The sequence below is a fragment of the Nonomuraea sp. NPDC050404 genome, from assembly GCF_040655495.1.
Lineage (GTDB): Bacteria > Actinomycetota > Actinomycetes > Streptosporangiales > Streptosporangiaceae > Nonomuraea.
On the sequence record NZ_JBFAKB010000013.1, the window covers coordinates 359,907 to 379,073 of the forward strand.

The 19,167-nt window shown below is 72.0% G+C and carries 19 protein-coding genes; 14 read left to right on the forward strand and 5 right to left on the reverse strand.

Annotation, left to right across the window (positions count from 1 at the left end; all coding sequences use genetic code 11):
- Nucleotides 1-42: 42 nt before the first annotated feature.
- A complete protein-coding gene (locus AB0I81_RS34400) occupies nt 43-774 on the reverse strand; it encodes a hypothetical protein (protein WP_360665321.1) in 732 nt (243 codons plus the stop codon).
- Nucleotides 775-970: 196 nt separating this feature from the next.
- On the opposite strand from AB0I81_RS34400, the gene AB0I81_RS34405 reads away from it, so the two are divergent.
- A complete protein-coding gene (locus tag AB0I81_RS34405; RefSeq protein WP_360665324.1) occupies nt 971-3,169 on the forward strand; it encodes a BTAD domain-containing putative transcriptional regulator in 2,199 nt (732 codons plus the stop codon).
- A gap of 4 nt (nt 3,170-3,173) precedes the next feature.
- Here the strand turns inward: AB0I81_RS34405 and AB0I81_RS34410 are convergent, their stop codons facing one another.
- Genes AB0I81_RS34410 through AB0I81_RS34420 form a run of 3 tightly spaced genes read right to left on the reverse strand, consistent with a single transcriptional unit; the run spans nt 3,174 to nt 6,220 of the window.
- A complete protein-coding gene (locus tag AB0I81_RS34410) occupies nt 3,174-4,691 on the reverse strand; it encodes a tripartite tricarboxylate transporter permease (protein WP_360665327.1) in 1,518 nt (505 codons plus the stop codon).
- A 3-nt stretch (nt 4,692-4,694) separates the two neighbouring features.
- Entirely contained in the window at nt 4,695-5,219 is a 525-nt protein-coding gene (locus AB0I81_RS34415; protein ID WP_360665330.1) for a tripartite tricarboxylate transporter TctB family protein, read from the reverse strand.
- On the reverse strand, nt 5,216-6,220 hold the full coding sequence (locus tag AB0I81_RS34420) for a tripartite tricarboxylate transporter substrate-binding protein (RefSeq protein WP_360665333.1): 1,005 nt from the start codon (nt 6,218-6,220) through the stop codon (nt 5,216-5,218). The genes AB0I81_RS34415 and AB0I81_RS34420 overlap by 4 nt, the downstream gene beginning before the upstream one ends.
- Before the next feature lie 96 nt (nt 6,221-6,316).
- On the opposite strand from AB0I81_RS34420, the gene tcuA reads away from it, so the two are divergent.
- The 9 genes from tcuA to AB0I81_RS34465 all read left to right on the forward strand — a co-directional run bounded on the left by tcuA (nt 6,317) and on the right by AB0I81_RS34465 (nt 14,347).
- Entirely contained in the window at nt 6,317-7,807 is a 1,491-nt protein-coding gene (gene tcuA / locus AB0I81_RS34425; protein ID WP_360665336.1) for an FAD-dependent tricarballylate dehydrogenase TcuA, read from the forward strand.
- A gap of 232 nt (nt 7,808-8,039) precedes the next feature.
- Entirely contained in the window at nt 8,040-8,732 is a 693-nt protein-coding gene (locus tag AB0I81_RS34430; protein WP_360665339.1) for a hypothetical protein, read from the forward strand.
- A 164-nt stretch (nt 8,733-8,896) separates the two neighbouring features.
- Nucleotides 8,897-9,541 carry a hypothetical protein gene (locus AB0I81_RS34435; RefSeq protein ID WP_360665342.1) on the forward strand — a complete coding sequence of 215 codons (645 nt, stop codon included), beginning with the start codon at nt 8,897-8,899 and terminating at the stop codon, nt 9,539-9,541.
- Nucleotides 9,542-9,631: 90 nt separating this feature from the next.
- Nucleotides 9,632-10,222, forward strand: coding sequence for a TetR/AcrR family transcriptional regulator (locus tag AB0I81_RS34440; protein WP_360665344.1), 591 nt, complete (start codon nt 9,632-9,634; stop codon nt 10,220-10,222).
- A gap of 10 nt (nt 10,223-10,232) precedes the next feature.
- Nucleotides 10,233-11,450, forward strand: a complete 1,218-nt coding sequence (locus AB0I81_RS34445; protein ID WP_360665347.1) for a cytochrome P450 — start codon at nt 10,233-10,235, stop codon at nt 11,448-11,450.
- Between the two features lie 62 nt (nt 11,451-11,512).
- Entirely contained in the window at nt 11,513-12,289 is a 777-nt protein-coding gene (locus AB0I81_RS34450; protein WP_360665350.1) for an SDR family oxidoreductase, read from the forward strand.
- Nucleotides 12,286-13,626 (forward strand): cytochrome P450, encoded by a 1,341-nt coding sequence (locus tag AB0I81_RS34455; protein ID WP_360665353.1) that lies wholly within the window; start codon nt 12,286-12,288, stop codon nt 13,624-13,626. The genes AB0I81_RS34450 and AB0I81_RS34455 overlap by 4 nt, the downstream gene beginning before the upstream one ends.
- A complete protein-coding gene (locus AB0I81_RS34460) occupies nt 13,623-13,814 on the forward strand; it encodes a ferredoxin (protein ID WP_360665356.1) in 192 nt (63 codons plus the stop codon). Before AB0I81_RS34455 ends, AB0I81_RS34460 begins: the two co-directional genes overlap by 4 nt.
- A gap of 2 nt (nt 13,815-13,816) precedes the next feature.
- A complete protein-coding gene (locus AB0I81_RS34465) occupies nt 13,817-14,347 on the forward strand; it encodes a nuclear transport factor 2 family protein (RefSeq protein ID WP_360665358.1) in 531 nt (176 codons plus the stop codon).
- Here the strand turns inward: AB0I81_RS34465 and AB0I81_RS34470 are convergent.
- Entirely contained in the window at nt 14,339-15,016 is a 678-nt protein-coding gene (locus tag AB0I81_RS34470) for a hypothetical protein (RefSeq protein WP_360665361.1), read from the reverse strand. The two genes, AB0I81_RS34465 and AB0I81_RS34470, sit on opposite strands and share 9 nt — an antisense overlap.
- Before the next feature lie 22 nt (nt 15,017-15,038).
- On the opposite strand from AB0I81_RS34470, the gene AB0I81_RS34475 reads away from it, so the two are divergent.
- From AB0I81_RS34475 to AB0I81_RS34490, 4 genes are read left to right on the forward strand one after another with little or no spacing between them, the layout of a single operon-like run.
- On the forward strand, nt 15,039-16,520 hold the full coding sequence (locus tag AB0I81_RS34475; RefSeq protein WP_360665364.1) for an aldehyde dehydrogenase: 1,482 nt from the start codon (nt 15,039-15,041) through the stop codon (nt 16,518-16,520).
- Nucleotides 16,517-17,350: an NAD(P)-dependent oxidoreductase gene (locus AB0I81_RS34480; RefSeq protein ID WP_360665367.1), complete on the forward strand. Its 834-nt coding sequence runs from the start codon at nt 16,517-16,519 to the stop codon at nt 17,348-17,350. The genes AB0I81_RS34475 and AB0I81_RS34480 overlap by 4 nt, the downstream gene beginning before the upstream one ends.
- The gene (locus AB0I81_RS34485) at nt 17,347-17,712 is read left to right on the forward strand and encodes a carboxymuconolactone decarboxylase family protein (protein ID WP_360665369.1); all 366 of its coding nucleotides are present in this window, start codon (nt 17,347-17,349) and stop codon (nt 17,710-17,712) included. The genes AB0I81_RS34480 and AB0I81_RS34485 overlap by 4 nt, the downstream gene beginning before the upstream one ends.
- A gap of 28 nt (nt 17,713-17,740) precedes the next feature.
- Nucleotides 17,741-19,156, forward strand: coding sequence for a GAF domain-containing SpoIIE family protein phosphatase (locus tag AB0I81_RS34490; RefSeq protein ID WP_360665372.1), 1,416 nt, complete (start codon nt 17,741-17,743; stop codon nt 19,154-19,156).
- Nucleotides 19,157-19,167: the final 11 nt, after the last annotated feature.

The following is a 19,167-nucleotide window of genomic DNA, read 5'->3' on the forward strand; positions in this document are numbered from 1 at the left end:
GGGGTGCGGCGGCCCGGGCGGACGAGTCCCCCGATGTTCGTTTCAGACGGCTGCGAGCTCCCAGCTCACGTTGGCGGCTCGGGAGGAGGTGTTGGTCACGCACACCTCGTAGCTCTCCGTCGCCGGTGGCCTCAGGACCCGGTCGATGGACGCGGCGGTGTCCAGGTCGAACTCGCGCAGGACGTTGCCGTCACCGTCGGCGACGCGGATCGCGTACCGGACCGGCACGTCGGACGTCCCCACGAGCCGGTAGTCGAGCTCGAACCAGCCGGCCGCCCACTCGCCGCACGCCTTGCCGCCCGTGCCGAGGGTGGCGGTATGCGGTCCGACCCCGTTCTGCATGCCGGGGGCGGGCGGGGCGTAGAAGAGCACCCGGTAGTCGAGCGTCCGGTCCGTGGTGTTGGCCAGGCAGGTGCGGTAGTACGACGGGCCGGGGTCCGGCGACTTGACGCGTACCGTCTTCAGCTCCCACACCGTGCGGCGCAGCAGTTCGGTCTCCGGCCCGCCGACCGTGGCGGAGGCGCGGATCGTCCAGGTGACGGGCGCCGACGGGGTCGCGTGGCCGTACGCCGTCACCTCCCCGTCGGTGAGGGTGCGGTCGGTGCAGATGACGTCGCCGGGCCTCAGCCCCGCGCCGTCCGCGGCCTGCGCCGTGCCGGCGGCGAACACCGTCACCGCGCAGACCACCAGCGCGACCGCGGCGTAGATGATCTTGCGGAGTAATGTGCCCGTGCGTGGGGAGCCCGTCCCCGATGCCTGTACGTCGTCGTTCATCTCCCACCCTTTCCTCGATTGACGTCGGCGACGCTACGTGGGCCCCCTTCGGGAATCCTTATCGAGACCCTTCCGGTGATCCGGCCGGGCTCCGTGTACGAAGAACCAATGGGGGCCCGGGAGATCAGGCGCGTCCGGCCGATCGCCTGCCCGGGGCACGGGGGACATGATGGTGGAATTTCGCATCTTGGGACCGGTGGAGGCCGTGCACGACGGGGCCGTGATCACCTTGGGCGCGCCACGGCACCGGCGGCTGCTCGCGGCGCTGCTCCTGAACGCGGGGCGGGTCGTGTCCGTCGCGAAGCTGACCGACGCGTTGTGGGGCGACGCGCCGCCGCGCACCGCCGGGGCCATGCTGCACGTGCGGGTCTCGGAGTTACGCAACGTCCTGCGCGCGGCCGGGGCACGTCTGCTGACCCGGGACGGCGGCTACGTGCTGCGGGTCGGCCCTGACGGGCTGGACGCGGAGCGCTTCGAGCGGCTCGCCGCGTCGGGTGCCGCCGCGCTGGCCGGTGGCGATCCCGGGCGGGCCCGCGCCGAACTCGACGCCGCCCTGGCGTTGTGGCGGGGGCCCGCCCTGGGTGAGTTCGCGGAGGAGCCGTTCGCCAGGCCGGACGCCACGCGCCTGGCCGAGCTGCGGTTGCGGGCGGTGGAGAACCACATCGCGGCCGATCTCGGCCTGGGACGGCACGACGAGGTCGTCGCGGAGTTGCGCAAGCTGGTGGCCGGGCATCCGCTGCGTGAGCGGTTCTGGGGTCAGCTCATGCTCGCCCTGTATCGGGGCGGGCGGCAGGCCGAGGCGTTGCAGGCGTACCAGGGGGCCCGCCGTCATCTCAGCGACCAGCTCGGGCTCGATCCCGGCGACGCGCTGCAGACCCTGCACCACGCGATACTCACCGCGGACCCGGCCCTGCTCACCGCGAACCGGGCCCTCCCCACCACCAACCCGGCACCACCCGCTGCGGACCCGGCCCTACCCGCTGCGGACCCGGCCCTACCTGCTGCGGACCCGGTGCCACTCACCGCGGACCCGGCGCTCAACGCCTCCGTGAGGATCTCCGAGCCGCGATCGTCGTCGGTGCCCGCGCAGCTTCCCGCGGACGTGCCCACCTTCACCGGCAGGTCCGCGGAGCTGACCGCGCTCGACGAGATGCTTGTCCACGACCGTTCCGCACCCGTCGTGTTGTCGGGCACCGCCGGGGTCGGCAAGACCGCGCTGGCGATCGCCTGGGCCCACCGGGTACGCGGCCGTTTCCCGGACGGGCAGCTCTACGTGAACCTGCGCGGTTACGACCCGGACCCGCCGATGGCCGCCGCCGACGCGCTGGCCCGGTTCCTGGCCGCGCTCGGCGTGCCCGCCTCCGCCGTGCCCCTGGACCCCGACGAGCGGGCCGCCCGCTACCGCACCGAGGTCGCCGGGCGGCGGCTGCTCATCCTCCTGGACAACACCTTGTCCGTCGAGCAGGTCCGGCCGCTGCTGCCCGGTGGTGGTCCCAGCAGGGTCCTGATCACCAGCAGGGACAGCCTCGCCGGGCTCGTCGCCCGGGACGGCGCACGCCGCCTCGAACTCGGGCTGCTCTCCCCCGCCGACGCGCTGACCCTGCTCCGCCGCCTGCTCGGCCCGCGTGCCGACACCGGGCCCGGCGACCTGACGGCCCTCGCCGACCGGTGCGCCCGGCTGCCACTGGCCCTGCGGGTGGCCGCCGAACTCGCCGCCGCCCATCCGGCCACACCACTGCCCGCACCGAGCATCGCGGAGGTCGTCACGAGTACCCCGAAAGTCGTGGGTGGCGCGCGGTCGTGGCTGGAGTTGCTCGACGCCGGTGGGGATCCGCGTACCGCAGTCACCGCCGTGTTCTCCTGGTCGCTGCGGAGCCTGAGGCCGCGCGTCGTCCGCACCTTCGGGCTGCTCGGCCTGCACCCGGGCGCCGACCTCGACGCCTACGCCACGGCAGCCCTGGCCGACACCGGGCTCGCGACGGCGCGGCGCGACCTGGAGACGCTGGCCCGCGCCCACCTGCTCCACCCCACCTCACCCCGCCGGTACGCCATGCACGCGCTCCTGCGCGCCTACGCCACCAGCCTGACGCCCGCCCAGGACGCGAGGCGGGACGGCGGGGCGGCGCTCGGCCGGCTGTCCGACTACTACGTGGCCGCCTCCACCACCGCGATGCGCACCCTGCACCCCGCCGTGCCGCACCGGGCGCCCGGCGTCCCGAGGCCGGTCAGGCTGGTGCCGAACCTCGCCGACTCCGAGTCCGCCCGCCGCTGGCTGGACACCGAGCAGCGCAACCTCGTCGCCGTCGCCGTACAGGCCGCCAGACACGGCCGCCGGGCCCACGCGACCCACCTGTCCGCGATCCTGCACCGCCTGCTGAGCGACAGGTGGAGGTGAGTGATCAGTCGCCGGTCCTGGCGGTGCTCGCGAGCGTGCTGCGGCGCCTGCGTACCATCGGCAGCAACACCGGGACGACCAGCGACAACACCGCCGCGACCCACAACACGATGGTGATCGGTCCCGACAGCAGGATGGCCGGGTCGCCCTCGGACAGGATCAGGGCGCGGCGCAGTTGTTGCTCGGCGATCGGCCCGAGGATCAGCCCGACGATGGCGGGGGCCAGCGGGATGCCCGCCTCCCGCATGAGCAGCCCGAGCAGCCCCAGGACGCACAGGACGATCAGGTCCGTCGCGGTGCCGCCGGCTGCGTACGCGCCGAGGGCCGCGAACATGAGCACGGCGGCGTAGATCGCGTACGGCGGGATGGTGAGCAGCCTGGCCCACACCTTGGCCAGCGGCAGGTTGAGCAGCAGCAACATCACGTTGCCGACGTACAGGCTGGCGATCAGGGTCCACACCAGCGGCCCCGACTCCTCGAACAGCGCGGGTCCCGGCTGCAGGCCGTAGGACTGGAAGGCGGTCAGGATGACCGCCGCGGTGGCCGAGGTCGGCAGGCCGATGGTCAGCAGCGGTACGAGCACGCCGGCCGCGGCGGCGTTGTTGGCCGCCTCCGGACCGGCGACACCCTCGATCGCGCCCTTGCCGAACTCGTGGCGGTGCTTCGACAGCCGCTTCTCCACGGTGTAGCTGAGGAACGTCGGGATCTCCGCGCCGCCCGCCGGCAGGCTGCCGATCGGGAAACCCAGCACGGTGCCGCGCAGCCAGGCCGGCCAGGACCGGCGCAGGTCGTTGCGGGAGAGCACGGCGCGCCCGCGCAGCGGCTGCACGGTGGAGCGGCCGATGCCGGTCATGACCCGGGAGAAGGTCTCGCCGAGCGCGAACAGCGCGACCACGACGATGACCACGTCGATGCCGTCGAGCAGCGACTCCACCCCGAACACCAGCCTGGGCTGGCCGGTCTGGGAGTCGATGCCGACCAGGCCGATGGTGACGCCCACCAGGAGGCTGGCCAGGCCCTTGAGCAGGTTCGGGCCCAGCAGCGCGCTGACGGTGGTGAAGGCGACCGCCATCAGGGCGACGTACTCGGGCGGCCCGAAGCTGGTGGCGAAGCCGGCGACGGCCGGGGCCAGGAAGGTCAGGCCGACGGTGCCGATCGTGCCGGCCACGAAGCTGCCGATCGCCGCCGTGGCCAGCGCGGAGGCCGCGCGGCCCGCCCTGGCCATCTTGTTGCCCTCGATGGCCGCGATGATCGAGGCGCTCTCGCCGGGGGTGTTGAGCAGGATCGAGGTGGTGGATCCGCCGTACATGCCGCCGTAGTAGATGCCGGCGAAGAGGATGAGCGCGCTGGACGCCTCCAGGCGGAAGGTGATCGGCAGCAGCAGTGCCACGGTGAGGGCGGGGCCGATGCCGGGAAGCACGCCCACGGCCGTGCCGATGGTGACGCCGATCAGCGCCCACAGCAGGTGCATCGGGGTCAGCGCGGCGGCGAAGCCCTCCAGGAGAAGGGTGATCTGCTCCATGTCTCAGAACCCCCAGGGCCCGGTGGGCAGCGTGAGCCCGATGAGCCGGTCGAAGACGACGAACGCGATCGCCGCCAGCGACCATCCGACGGCGTACAGCCGCCAGCCGTGCGGCCCGCCGAGCAGCAGGGCCGTGGCGACGAAAAGGGCGGCCGAGCCGAGTACGTAGCCGACGACCGGCAGCAGCAGGGCGAAGGCCACGAGGACGGCGGCCAGCGCCGCCACCCGCAGCGCGGCATGCTCGCGCAGCGGCTGTCCCGGGACGGCCGCGCGCAGGTCCCGCAGCGAGCGCAGCGCCAGCCAGAGGCCGGTGAGCGCGAGCAGTACGCCCACGGCGAGCGGCATGGCGGCGGGACCCATCGCGCTCCCGTCGCCGGGCAGCCGGCGCGCGTCGATGATCATCACGATCCCGGCCACGACCATGAGGGCGCCGAAGATCAGGGAGCTGCGCGCGGTCCTGCGGTCGCAGCTCAGGTCCGGCTCCGGCTCGGCGGGCTCGGCCACCTGCTGGTTCGTGTCCGTGGTCATGACCGTCCCAATCCGATCTCCTTGAGAACCTGCGCCACCCGGGTCTGCTCCGTACGGATGAACTCCTCGAACTCCGGGCCGGCCAGGGTGGCGTCGCCCCAGCCGCGGGCGGCGAGCGCGGCCCGCCACTCCTTGGTGCGCGTCATGTCGAGCAACATCTGCTCCAGCGCGCGCTCCTGCTCGGAGGTGATCCCTTTCGGCGCGACCACGCCGCGCCAGTTCTGCAACTCCACGTCGAGCCCGGACTCACGCAACGTCGGCACGTCGGGCAGTTCGGGCAGCCGCTCGGGGCTGGACACCGCCAGCGCCCGTACCTGCCCGGCCTTGATCTGCGGCATGACCTCGGAGACCCCGGAGATGCCGATGGTCGAGCGCCCGGAGAGCAGCGTGGTCAGCGCCTCGCCGCCGCCGGAGTGGGCCACGTAGCTCACCTTCGCCGGGTCGGCGCCGACTGCCTTGGCCGTCAGCCCTGCCAGGATCTGCTCGACCCCGCCGGCCGAGCCGCCGGAGATGGACACCCCGGACAGGTTGTCGCGCATCTGCCGCGCCACCGCCTTCATGTCCTTCAGCGGGGAGTTCGCGGCGGCGACCACGACCTGGTAGTCGGTCGTGAGCCGGGCCAGCGGGACGGTCTCGGCGAGCGAATGCGGCGAATCGTTGGTCTCGACCGCGCCGATCATGATGAGGCCGGTGGTCATGAGCTGGCTGGGGTCGCCGTTCAGCCGTACGAACTGGCTGAGGCCGATCGTGCCGCCCGCGCCGCCGACGTTGTAGACCTCGCTGCGGCCGACGATGTCACGCAGCGCCTTCTGCATCTCCCGCGAGGTCTGGTCCCAGCCGCCGCCGGGGGCCGCGGGGGCCATGATCCGCAGTTGCCTGCCGTCCAGCACGCCCGCCACCGCCGAGTCCGCGCGCTGGTCGTCCGCCGGTGCGGTCACGATGAGCGCGCCGGTGGCGAGCAGCGCGACCACCAGCGCGGCCCACCGCCTGATATGAGTCATCGAGCCCTCACCGCTCCCCGCATCTTCCTGTGAGACTTTTATGGTGTACGACTGTATACACTCACATGCAGTAGAGGACAAGACTTGGAGGACAGGATGCAACGGGATGCTCGGGCGGCCTCGGGCGAGGCATTCGACGTGGTGGTGGTCGGTGGCGGCAACGCCGGGTTCAGTGCCGCGCACGCCGCGGCCGAGCGCGGCCGCCGTGTTCTCCTGCTGGAGAAGGGCCCGGCCGCGGAGGCCGGCGGGAACAGTTACTACACCGCCGGAGCGTTCCGGATCGCCCACGACGGCCTCGGCGACCTCGCGGACCTCCTCGACCCCGACGCGCGGCACGCCGTCTCCGTGCTGCCCTCCTACTCGGCGGCGCAGTTCGCGGGCGACATGGCCAAGGTCACCGGCGACCGCAACGACAAGGCCCTCACCGAGGTGCTGATCGGCCAGAGCGCCGCGACCCTGCGCTGGCTGCACGGCAAGGGGCTGCGTTTCCGCCTGATGTACGAGCGGCAGGCCTACCCCGACGGCGACGGCCGGCAGGTCTTCTGGGGCGGCCTGGCCGTCGGCAGCACCGGCGGCGGCAAAGGGCTGATCGAGCAGCACACCGGCGCGGCCAGGCAGGCCGGGGTGGAGATCCGCTATGGCGTACGGGCCCGCGAGCTCACCCTCGAAGACGGCCACGTGACCGGCGTGACCTGGGAGGACACCGAAGGCGGCAGCGGCACGGTACGCGCGGATTCGGTGGTGCTCGCGGCCGGCGGGTTCGAGGCCAACGCGGACATGCGGCGCGACCACCTCGGCGAAGGATGGCAGCTGGCGAAGGTGCGCGGCACCCCGCACAACACCGGCGACATGCTGGCCGCGGCGATCGCCGCCGGCGCGGGGACGTACGGCGACTGGGGCACCTGCCACAGCGTCGCCTGGGACGCCTGGCACAAGGAGAACGAGAGCAACCGCGAGCTCACCAACCAGCTCACCCGCGGCGGCTACCCTCTGGGCGTCGTGGTCAACGCGGAGGGCAGGCGCTTCCTCGACGAGGGCGCGGACTTCCGCAACCTCACCTACGCCAAGTACGGCGCGCGCATCCTCGCCCAGCCGGGCGGCCTGGCCTTCCAGCTCTTCGACGCCACCACCCGGCCGGAGCTGCGGGTCGAGGAGTACGACATGCCCGGCGCGTCGGTCGTGACCGCGGACACCATCGACGAACTGGCCGCCGGAATGGGTGTCGAGGCGTCGGCGCTGCGCGCGACCATCGAGGAGTTCAACGCCTCGATCGACCGGTCGGTCCCGCTGGACCTGTCCGTGCTCGACGGCCGCGCGTCCGCCATGACGCCGCCGAAGTCGAACTGGGCGATCCCGCTGGAGCGCCCGCCGTACTACGCCTTCCCGGTCACCTGCGGCATCACCTTCACCTTCGGCGGGCTGCGCGCCGACACCCACGGCCGAGTCCTGCGCGAAGGCGGCGAGCCCATCCCGGGCCTGTTCGTGTGCGGCGAGATGCTCGGCGGCCTGTTCAGCGGCAACTACCCGGGCGGCACCGGCCTCACCTCCGGCGCGGTCTTCGGCCGGCGGGCGGGCGCGCTGGCCTGACCTCCGCCGCCCCCTCAGCCGGCCGCCCCCCTCAGCCGGCCGCGCATCAGCCAGCCGTGCATCAGATGGCCGTGCATCAGATGGCCGTGCATCAGATGGCCGGCTGAGGGGGCGGCGAAACTTTCACGGCGGGTTGACTGCGCCGGTCAATGAGCGCAAAGTGTGGCCTGTTTGGCTCTATTAATTTGGACGACGGCCAAACTAAAAGCTAGTCGGGAAGAAGGGATTGTCCATGCGCGGAATCGCGCGTTCGGCCGTGCCCGTCTGCGTGCTGGCGCTCATCGTCGGCTTCCTCGCCCCGCCCGCGGCGGCCGCCACCTGGTCCTCGACCGACCGCTGGGGCACCTGGACCAACGGCGGCTACACGCTCTACAACAACATCTGGGGCAACGGCCACGGTCCGCAGACCATCTGGGCGAACTCCTACAGCAACTGGGGCGTGTGGGCCAACCATCCCAACACGGGCGGGGTGAAGTCCTACCCGAACGCCACCAGGAACATCGGCCGGCGGATCAGCACCATCGGCAGCCTCACCAGCAGGTTCAACGTCACCGTGCCCGGCGGCGGATCGTACGCGACCGCGTACGACATCTGGGACACCGGCCACGCCTACGAGATCATGCTCTGGATGAACAAGCGCGGCGCCGTCGGCCCCCTGGGCACCCGCCAGACCAGCGCCTCCGTGGGCGGTCACAGCTGGGACATCTACCGCGGCAGCAACGGCGCCAACCAGGTCTTCTCGTTCGTCAGGACCGGGAACACCAACTCCGGCACGGTGGACGTCAAGGCGGTGCTGAACTGGCTGCGCTCGAACGGCTGGATGGGCGACGTGACGCTCGGCGACGTGCAGTTCGGCTATGAGATCACCTCATCGAGCGGAGGCATGGACTTCCGCACCAACGAGTTCTCCGTAACCTCCTCCTGAACAACCGCGCCTCCCCGGACCCGGTCCGGCGGAGGCGCTCTTTTGTGCGCCGTCCCGGCGTGGTCATCACTTGCTGGTCATCCCGTTGTGCAGGCCCATTGCCGGTCAACAACGGGACCGAGATAACGGGCTGGAAAGATCCGTCTTCTCCGAGGAGCCAGCACATGTCAAGCGCCTGGAAGTGGAAAACAGCCGGTGCGGCCGTGGTCGTCACCGCCGCCCTGTTCGCCGTGGTGCCGTCGGCCCACAGCGCGGATCCCCCGTCGCTGCGGGCCGCCGCGGGCACCGAACTCGCCGACCCGCCCGACGAGGAACTGGAGGCCGTCGAAGAAGAGCCGGGCGACGAGGGTACGGAGCCGTCCCCGGACGACGCCGCCCTCCTCCCTGCCCCCGACCCCGATTCCGAGTCCGGCTCTGAGGAAGAGAGCACCCCCTCTGCCGAGAACACCGGCAGCACCGGTGTGTGCGTCTTCAGCACCATGGGCGACTACGTGCACATCTCCGGCTCCGCTTTTGAGGCGTCGGGGCATGGCTGGTGGGTGAAGGGCAACTGCAAGGCCACCCACGCCGTCGTCACCGTGCAGTTGCAGCAGCAGGACAGCGGCGGCTCGTGGCGGAACGCGGGCACCGTCGGCAAGGCGACCGTGCCTCCGGGCGGCGGCGGTGGCAAGCGGGCCACCGGGCGCGCGGTCTGCAACAGCGCCGCCAAGACGTCCTGGCGGAGCATCGTCGACGTCGATCTGGTCGGTGTGATGGACGACCCGGGCAAGCTGACCACGGCGACCAGGGACCTCAACTGCCGGAACTAGCGAACCGCCGGAGGCGGTGCGAGGGCCCGGACGCGGGTGAAGCGGCCGGGCCCTTGCGCGGGGCGGGTACCTGAACTAGCGTCTGGACACATGTCCGGTGAAGTGATGACGGAGTCGACTCGCCGCCGGCTGTCCGACCGGCAGGCCGGCACGGTGCGCCGGCTTACCGACGCGGCGGTCGAGGAGGTCAGGGCGACCGGATTCGACGGCTTCACCGTGCGCAACGTGGCCCGCCGCGCGGGGGTCGCGCCGGCCACCGCGTACACGTACTTCACCTCGAAGAACCACCTCGTCACCGAGGTGTTCTGGCGGCGGCTGAGCACCCTGCCGCCGGTCCGGCCCTCGCCGGAGGGGCCGCGCGAGCGGGTGGTCGCGGTGCTGCGCGAGATCGCGCTGCTGGTCTCCGACGAGCCCGAGCTGGCCGCCGCCTGTACGACCGCGCTGCTCGGCTCCGATCCCGACGTCCAGGAGTTGCGGCTGCGCATCGGCAAGACCATCCGCCGGCGCCTGCTGTCCGCGCTGAACCCTGACCGCGCCGGACGGCCGACGCCGGAAGAGGGGCGCGTGCTCAACGCCCTGGAGTTCGCGTACGCGGGCGCCCTCGTGCACGCGGGCATGGGTTACAGCTCTTACGCCGAAATGGCCGACCGTCTCGCCGAGGTGGTCGAACTCCTTCTGTGAGGTGGTCGCCGTGCCTGTGGCCAGCAGTCCGCACGACATCTCCTACGACCCGTACGACTACGCGATCCACGAGGATCCGTACCCCGCCTACCGGCGGCTGCGTGACCACGCGCCGCTCTACCGCGACGACAGGCTCGGCTTCTGGGCGCTGTCCCGGCACGCCGACGTCTCGGCCGCCTTCCGGGACCACGCGCGCTACTCCAGCGTCAACGGCGTCTCGCTCGACCCCAGCGCATGGGGCCCGGCCGCGCACCGGACCATGTCGTTCCTGGCCATGGATCCGCCCTCGCACACCCGGATGCGCAACCTGGTCTCCAAGGGCTTCACCCCGCGCCGCGTAATCGAACTGGAGCGGGACATCCTGCGGCTGACCCGCCGCCACCTCGACCCGGCCCTGGAGGCGGGCAGGTCAGGGGGTGGGTTCGACGCGGTCGCCGACTTCGCGGCCAAGCTGCCGATGGACGTCGTCTCGGAGATGATGGGCGTCCCCGAGGCCGACCGCGACGAGGTGAGACGGCTCGCCGACCTCGTCGTGCACCGCGAGGAGGGACTCAACGACATCCCGCGGGCCGGCATGGAGGCCGCGCTCGTGCTGGCCGGCTACTACCGGGACCTGGTCGAGGAGCGCCGCCGCAGGCCGGGGCCCGACCTCACCTCGGCGCTGCTGGCCGCGCAGGAGGGCCGGGACAGGATGAGCGACAGCGAGGTGATCTCCTTCCTGTTCCTCATGGTCGTGGCGGGCAACGAGACCACCACCAAGCTCCTGGCCAACGCCCTGTACTGGGGCTGGCGCAACCCGGGGCAACTCGCCAAGCCGCTGGCCGACCCCGGCCGGGTGCCCGCGTGGGTCGAGGAGACGCTGCGGTACGACACCTCCACCCAGGTCATCGCCCGTACGGTGGCCAGGGACACCGAGCTGCACGGCAGGCCGGTGCCGACCGGCGAGCGCATGTTGTTGCTGATCGGGGCGGCCAACCGCGACGAGCGGGCGTTCGCCGATCCCGACGTCTACGACCTCGACCGGGACACCGCGCCGCTGATCAGCTTCGGCGGCGGCCGGCACTTCTGCCTCGGGGCCGGCCTGGCCCGGCTGGAGGCGAGGCTGGCCCTGACGGAGTTCGTCCGGCGGGTACGGGCCTACGACATCGACGAGGACCGGGCCGTACGGGTGCACTCCGTCAATGTCCGGGGGTTCGCCGCCCTGCCCATGACCGTCACCCTCCGCTAGTCAGCCGCTCTGTCCATGACCGTCACTCTTCGATAGATCCCCCCGATGGGAGGCGCGCCTCCATGTCCCGATTCGCTCCTCATCCCGAACGCCGCCCCGCGCTGGTCACCGGGGCCTCGTCCGGGATCGGCGCGGCCACCGCCACCCTGCTCGCCGCCGCGGGCCATCCGGTGGCCCTGGGCGCCCGCCGCGTGGACCGGTGCGAGCAGATCGCCGTGCTCATCCGCGAGAACGGCGGGCAGGCGGTCGCCCTCCCGCTGGACGTGTCCGACGCGGGCTCGGTCAAGTCGTTCGTGGCGGCGGCCACCGGCGCGCACGGCGATCCGGAGATCGTCGTCTCGGGCGCGGGCGACCTCACCGCCACGCTGATCCACGAGCTGGACTCCGAGTCGTTCGCCGCGCAACTCCAGGTGCACCTGGTCGGGGCGCACCGGCTGGTGTCGCAGGTGGTGCCCGGCATGGTCGCCAGGGCGCGCGGCGACATCGTCTTCGTCTCCTCCGACGTGGTGCAGAGCCCGCGCCCGCGGATGGGCGCGTACGTCGCGGCCAAGAACGGCATCGAGGGGATGGCCCGCGCCATGCGGATGGAGCTGGAGGGCAGCGGCGTACGGGCCTCGGTGGTACGGCCCGGCCCGACGATGACGGGGATGGGCATGACCTGGGACGCCGAGACCACCACCACCGTGCTGGAGGAGTGGGTGACGTGGGGGCTGGCCCGGCATCCGCACTTCCTCAAGCCGGAGCAGGTCGCCGAGATGATCGTGACCGTGGCGACCGCGCCGCGCGGCATGCATCTGACGCTGGTCGAGGTCCAGCCGGAACGGGAGGTCGGGTCATGAGGCCGCCTGACGTCGTCTCCGGTGGCCCCGACCACCTCGACGAGCTGCGTACCGACCCCATCGGCCTGATGCGCCGGGTGCGCGAGGAGTGCGGCGACGTCGGGCAGTTCATGCTGGCCGGGCGTCCGGTGGTGCTGCTGTCGGGGGCGGAGGCCAACGAGTTCTTCTTCCGCGCCCCTGACGAGGAGCTGGACCAGGCCGAGGCGTACCCGTTCATGACGCCGATCTTCGGCGAGGGCGTGGTCTTCGACGCCACGCCGGAGCAGCGCCGCGAGGCCCTGCACAACCAGGCGCTGAAGGGCTCGTTCCTCAAGGGCCACGCCGCCACGATCGCCGCCGAGGTGGACCGGATGGTCGCCGGCTGGGACGAGTCCGGCGAGATCGACCTGCTCGACTGGTTCGCCGAGCTGACCATCTACACCTCGTCGGCCTGCCTGATCGGCAAACGGTTCCGCGACCAGCTGGATCGCCGCTTCGCCGAGCTCTACCACGATCTGGAGCGGGGCACCGACGCGATCGCCTACGTGGACCCGTACGCCGACATCGACGCCTTCCGCAGCCGTGACGCCGCCCGCGCCGAGCTCGTACGGCTGGTCCAGGGCATCATGGACGGCCGGGCCGCCGCGCCGCGCCCGCCGCGTGAGGAGCGGGACCTGCTCGACGTGCTCATGTCCGTCCGCACGGAAGGTGGCGGCGCGCCGAGGTTCACCGCCGACCAGGTGACCGGCATGTTCATCTCGATGATGTTCGCCGGGCACCACACCAGCTCGGGCACCGCCGCCTGGACCCTGATCGAGCTGCTGCGCCACCCGGAGATCCACAAGGAGGTCGTACGGGAGCTGGACGACCTGTACGCCGACGGCTCGGAGATCAGCTTCCAGGCCCTGCGCGAGATCCCGCTGCTGGAGTCGGCCATCAAGGAGGCGCTGCGGCTGCACCCGCCGCTGATCCTGCTCCTGCGGGTGGCCAAGTCGGACCAGGAGGTGCTCGGCCGGCACATCCGGGCCCAGACCCTGGTCGGATGCGGTCTCGCCGTCTCCAACCGGATCCCGGAGGACTTCCCGCACCCCGACGGCTTCGACCCCTCCCGCTACGCCAAGCCGCGCGAGGAGGACCTGCTCAACCGGTGGACGTGGGTGCCGTTCGGCGCCGGCAGGCATCGCTGCGTGGGCGCCAACTTCGCGATGATCCAGCTCAAGGCCATCTTCTCGGTGCTGCTGCGGGGCTGGGAGTTCGAGCCGGCCCAGCCGCCGGACTCCTACCGCAACGATCACTCCAAGATGGTCGTCCAGCTGGCCAGGCCGTGCCGGGTCCGTTACCGCAGGCGCAGCTCATGAGGGTGACAGCCGACCTGGACCTGTGCCAGGGCCACGCGATGTGCGAGATGGAGGCGCCGGAGGTCTTCGAGGTGCCGCGCAAGGGCAAGGTGCGGATCCTGCTCGACGAGCCGGACGAGCCGCTGCGCGCCCAGGTGGAGTCCGCCGTCCGCCACTGCCCGACCCAGGCGCTCAAGCTAGGAGGTTGATCATGTTCCCGCGCGATGAGCTGGATGAGATGGTACGGCGCTGGCTCGATGCGAACCGGCGTTGCGAGGAGCGGGGAGACTGGCGCCCGCTGGCCGACCTCTACACCGAGGACGCCACCTACGGCTGGAACATGGGGCCGGGCCAGGACTTCATGGCGGTCGGCCGGGAACAGATCCGCGACCTGGCGCTGGGCTCGGAGATGGGCGGCCTGGACGGCTGGTCCTATCCGTACCAGAGCATCCTGGTCGATGAGCGCGCGGGCCAGGTGGTCGGCTTCTGGAAGCAGGTCGCCGACGGCGGCCGGTATGAGGTCGCCGGCATAGGCGGTAGCTGGTTCAGGTACGCCGGCGGCTTCCGGTGGAGCTGGCAGCGTGACTGGTTCGACCTCGGCAACGTCACCTCGTTGTTCGTCGAGATGATGAAGGCGGGTGCGCTGTCGGACGGCATGCGCCGGCGAATGGACCGGGCGGCGTCGGGCAACCCCGTCCCCGGCTACTACCCGAGGCAGGAGACGCCCGTCCCCTTATGGTGAGGGTACGTGCGGGGTGCCGTCGCGCATCGGCGGGAAGCGGAAGCGCGCCGCGGTGGTGCCGCCCGTCATGGCGGTGATCGGGTCCTCGGCGACCGGCTCGGTGTCGTCGTCGATGACGATCTCCCAGCGGCAGTGCGGCACCCGGCCGGCGGGGACGCGCGGCGGGCGGTGCACCGGGCGGATGCGCGCCCTGGGGTTGACGGCCTGCGCGGTCCAGTCGAACGTGCCGTCCTCGATGTGGTGGCACATGCCGCGCACCGCCCGGTCGCCGAACGGCTCCACGTCGAGCAGCGCGCCGCAGGTACGGAGCTGGAAGAAGCCGTGCGACTCGTCGATCAGCTCGTACTCGACGTCCATGTAGTGCTGCGCGAAGCCCGGGTCGAGCTGCAGGCACTTGAAGATGGCCGACACCCCGTCGCCCTCGATCCGCATGATCTCGCGGATCCGCCGGGTGTAGACCGGGCTGGCGCCGCGCCACTCCTGGACGGCGATCTCCTCCACGGCCTCCTGGCCGTACTTGAGCCCGACCGCGATGAGCGAAGAGCGGTCGAGCAGATGGGTGATCAGCGCGTACTCCCTGACCAGGCGCACGAGCGCGGCCTTCGACAGATCCTCGAAGCGGAAGCCGGGATCGAACGCGCCGGAGTAGTCATCCCTTTGCTGCGTCACACGTGAACTGTAGTCTGGACACGTGTCCACAACAAGCGGTCGCTTGCTCAACGACTGGACGGTACGCGGCTCGCCCCTTCTGATCGACGGCGAGCTGATCACCTGCGACGAACGCTTCGAGACGATCGACCCCGCCACCGAGGAGCCCATCGGCCGGGCGGCCGACGCCACACCCGCGCAACTCGACCGGGCGATCGCCGCCGCCCGCCGCGCGTTCGACGAGTCCGGCTGGGCCACCGACCTCGCCCTGCGCGTCCGCTGCCTGCGCAGGTTGCGCGAGTCCCTGGTACGGCACGGCGACGAACTGCGCGACCTGACCGTACGGGAGGCCGGCGCGCCCCGCTTCCTCACCCACGGCCCGCAGTTCGACGACCCCGTGGCCGCCCTCGGCTGGTTCGCCGACGTCGCCGAGTCCTACGCCTGGACCCGCGACCTGGGCCGGGCCGCGCCGATGGGGATGCCCAGCGATCGCCACGTGTTGCGCGAGCCGGTGGGCGTGGTCGCCGCGATCACGCCGTGGAACTTCCCGCACCAGATCAACCTGGCCAAGCTCGGCCCGGCGCTGGCGGCGGGCAACACGGTGGTGCTCAAACCCGCTCCCGACACGCCCTGGTGCGCGGCGGCGCTCGGCCGGCTGATCGCGGAGGAAACAGACATCCCGCCCGGCGTCGTGAACATCGTCACCGGCTCCGACCACGGCCTCGGCGCCCGCCTGGCCGCCGATCCGCGCGTGGACCTGATCTCCTTCACCGGCTCCACGGCGACCGGCCGCGAGGTGATGCGCGCCGCCGCCACCACGCTCAAGAAGGTGTTCCTTGAGCTGGGCGGCAAGTCGGCCTGCGTCGTGCTGGACGACGCCGACCTGGCCGGGGCCTGCTCGTACGCCGCGTTCGCCGGGATCACGCACGCCGGCCAGGGCTGCGCGATCACCAGCCGGCTGCTGGTCCCCCGCGCCCGGCACGACGAGGCCGTGGAGATCACCGCCCGCGCGCTGGCGAGGCTCGGCTGCGGCGACCCCTCCGACGAGCGCACGGTCTGCGGGCCGGTCGTCTCCGCCCGCCAGCGCGACCGGATCGAGGGGTACCTGAAGCTCGCGGCCGAGGAGGGCGGCTCGTTCGCCACCGGCGGGCACCGGCCGGACCGCGACAGGGGTTTCTGGATCGAGCCGACGCTGATCACCGGCCTGTCCGGCACCGCCAGGGCCGCCCGCGAGGAGATCTTCGGCCCGGTGCTGGTGATCCTGCCCCACGACGGCGACGACGACGCCGTACGGCTGGCCAACGACTCGCCGTACGGACTGTCGGGCGCCGTGCACGGCGACCCGGAGCGGGCGCGAGCGGTCGCGCGGCGGTTGCGCACCGGCACGGTCAGCGTCAACGGCGGCGTCTGGTACGGCGCGGACGTGCCGTTCGGCGGCTACAAGCAGTCCGGCATCGGCCGCGAGATGGGCGTCGCCGGCTTCGAGGAGTACCTGGAGACCAAGGCGATCGCGGAGGGAGCATGATGTACGGCTTCGTCGGACTCGGCCAGATCGGCGCCCCCATGGCCGGCCGCCTCGCAGGACCCGGCCTGATCGTCTACGACGTCCGTCCGGAGGCGATGGCCCCTCTCGTCAAGCAGGGCGCGTTGCCCGCCGCCGACCTGACCGAGGTGGCCCGCGCCGGGCTCATCTCCCTCATGGTCCGCGACGACGCGCAGGTGACCGAGGTCGCCGCCGCGCTCCTGCCGGCGGCCTCCCCCGGGACGGTCATCGCCATCCATTCCACGATCCGCGCCGAGACCGCGATCCGGCTGGCGGACGAGGCCCGCCCGTACGGGATCGAGGTCGTGGACGCGCCCGTCAGCGGCGGCCCGATGGGGGCGGCGGCGGGCACCCTCGCGGTCATGGTGGGCGGCTCCGGCACCGCGTTCGAGCAGGTGAAGGAGCCCTTCGGCGGCTGGGCGGGACTGGTGCTGCACATGGGCCCCGTCGGCGCGGGCACGCGCGCCAAACTCGCCCGCAACCTGCTCCAGTACGTCGGCATGGCGGCCGCCGCCGAGGCGCAGCGCCTGGCCGAGGCCGCCGGGATCCCACTCGGCAGACTGGCCAGGATCGTCCGCCACTCCGACGCCGTCACCGGCGGCCCGGGCGCCATCATGATCCGCGACACCACCTCGCCCCTGTCCCCCGGCGACCCGCTGCACGAGCTGATGAGCCACGTGCTCGCCCTCGCCGACAAGGACCTGTCCCTCGTCCTCGACCTGGCCGGGGAGCTCGGCGTCGACACCCCGCTCGCCCGGCTCTCCCACCGGAGCCTGGCCACCGACCTCGGCCTGGAGGAGGACCTGCCATGACCGACGACCGGCGGCGGCGCGGCCTGGAGATGATGCGTCAGGTCTACGGCTGGGAGGTCGGCGACGCGCCGGGCGACTTCTTCGGCATCACCGTGGACCACCTGTTCGCCGACATCTGGTCCCGGCCGGGCCTGTCCATGCGCGACCGCCGCCTGCTCCTGCTCGGCGTCCTGGCCGCCAGGGGCCTGAACGACGTGCTGGACATCCAGATCCCGGCGGCCCTGGCCAACTCCGAGCTCACCGCCGCCGAACTCCGCGAGATCGCCATCTTCCTCACCCACTACGTCGGCTGGCCGCTGGGCGCCAGGCTCAGCGTCCAGATCGACACCCTCATCGCCGAGCACGAGCGGAAGCGGCACTGACCGGTTGTGACCAGGTGTCGTACGGAGAGTGTCCGGGCATGAGGCAGGCGAGGGCATCTCGGGGGGTGAGGTGGGCGGGCAGCGGGAGGGTGGCGCGTTCAGCGGGGACCTGGGGCGGCTGGGCGCCGAGGACCTGCAGAGGCTGCAGGCCAGCCTCCGCCAGATCCAGGACCTGCACGGCCGGATGGAGCGCCTGCTGGAGGCGGTCCTGGCGATCAGCTCCGAACTGGAGCTGGACGCCGCGCTGCGCACCATCGTGGAGGTCTCCGCCGGCCTGGTGGACGCCGAGTACGGCGCCCTGGGCGTGCTGAACGACGAGGGCCACTTCTCCGACCTGTTCACCTGCGGCGTCAGCCAGGAGGTCTACGACACCATCGGCCGGCTGCCGACCAGCCACGGCCTGCTGGGCGAGCTGGTGGCCCACCCCGGGCCGCTGCGCGTGGACGACCTGCCCGCGCATCCCAGCTTCAGGGAGTACCCCGAGGGGCATCCGCCGATGCGGACCCTGCTGGGCACACCGATCCTGGTCCGCGGCACCGTGTACGGCAACATGTACTTCGCCGACAAACGTACCGGAGAGCCGTTCACCGGCGACGACGAGCGGATCATCGCCGCGCTGGCGAGCACGGCGGGCGTCGCCATCGAGAACGCCCGCCTGTACGAACGCATCCGGCGCAGCACCGAGGACTTCCAGCGCAGCCTGCTCCCCCAGCTGCCCGACCTGGGCAACCTGCGGGCCTGCGCCCGTTACCGCCCGTCCACCGCCGTGCCGAAGATCGGCGGCGACTGGTACGACGCGATCCTCCTGCCGGACGGCGTGCCCTGCCTGATGGTCGGCGACGTGATGGGGCACGACCTGAGGTCGGCCACCGTCATGAGCCAGATCAGCAACATGTTGCGGGTGATCGCCTACGAGCACTGCGAGCCGCCCTCCCGCGTACTGCAACGACTGGATGAGATCCTGCACGGCCTGCACGGCGGCCCGATGGCGACCGTGCTGCTGGCCCGCCTGGAGGAGCGCGCCGGCCTCGGCTGGCGGCTGTGGTGGTCCCGCGCCGGGCACCCGCCCCCGCTGCTGATCCCGCCCGACGGCCCGGTCCGCTACCTGGACGGCAACGGCGGCCACCCGCTCGGCGTCACCTACGAACTGCCGCGCCCGGATCACGAGCAGATCGTCCCGTCCGGCTCGACCCTGCTGTTCTACACCGACGGCCTGGTCGAGGACCCGGAGCGCGGCATCGACGAGGGGCTGGCCACCTTGGCCGGGGTCGCATCCGGCCTGCGCCACCTGCCCCTGGACGAGATGTGCGACCGGCTGCTGGCCCACCGCGGCGGCCGCTTCACCGACGACGTCGCCCTGCTCGCCGTCCGCCTCGCCGACCCCGGCACCCCGCATCGGGAGGGTCGCTCTCCGGACGGTGCGGAGGCAGTGGAGGCCCGGTAGATCACTCTACG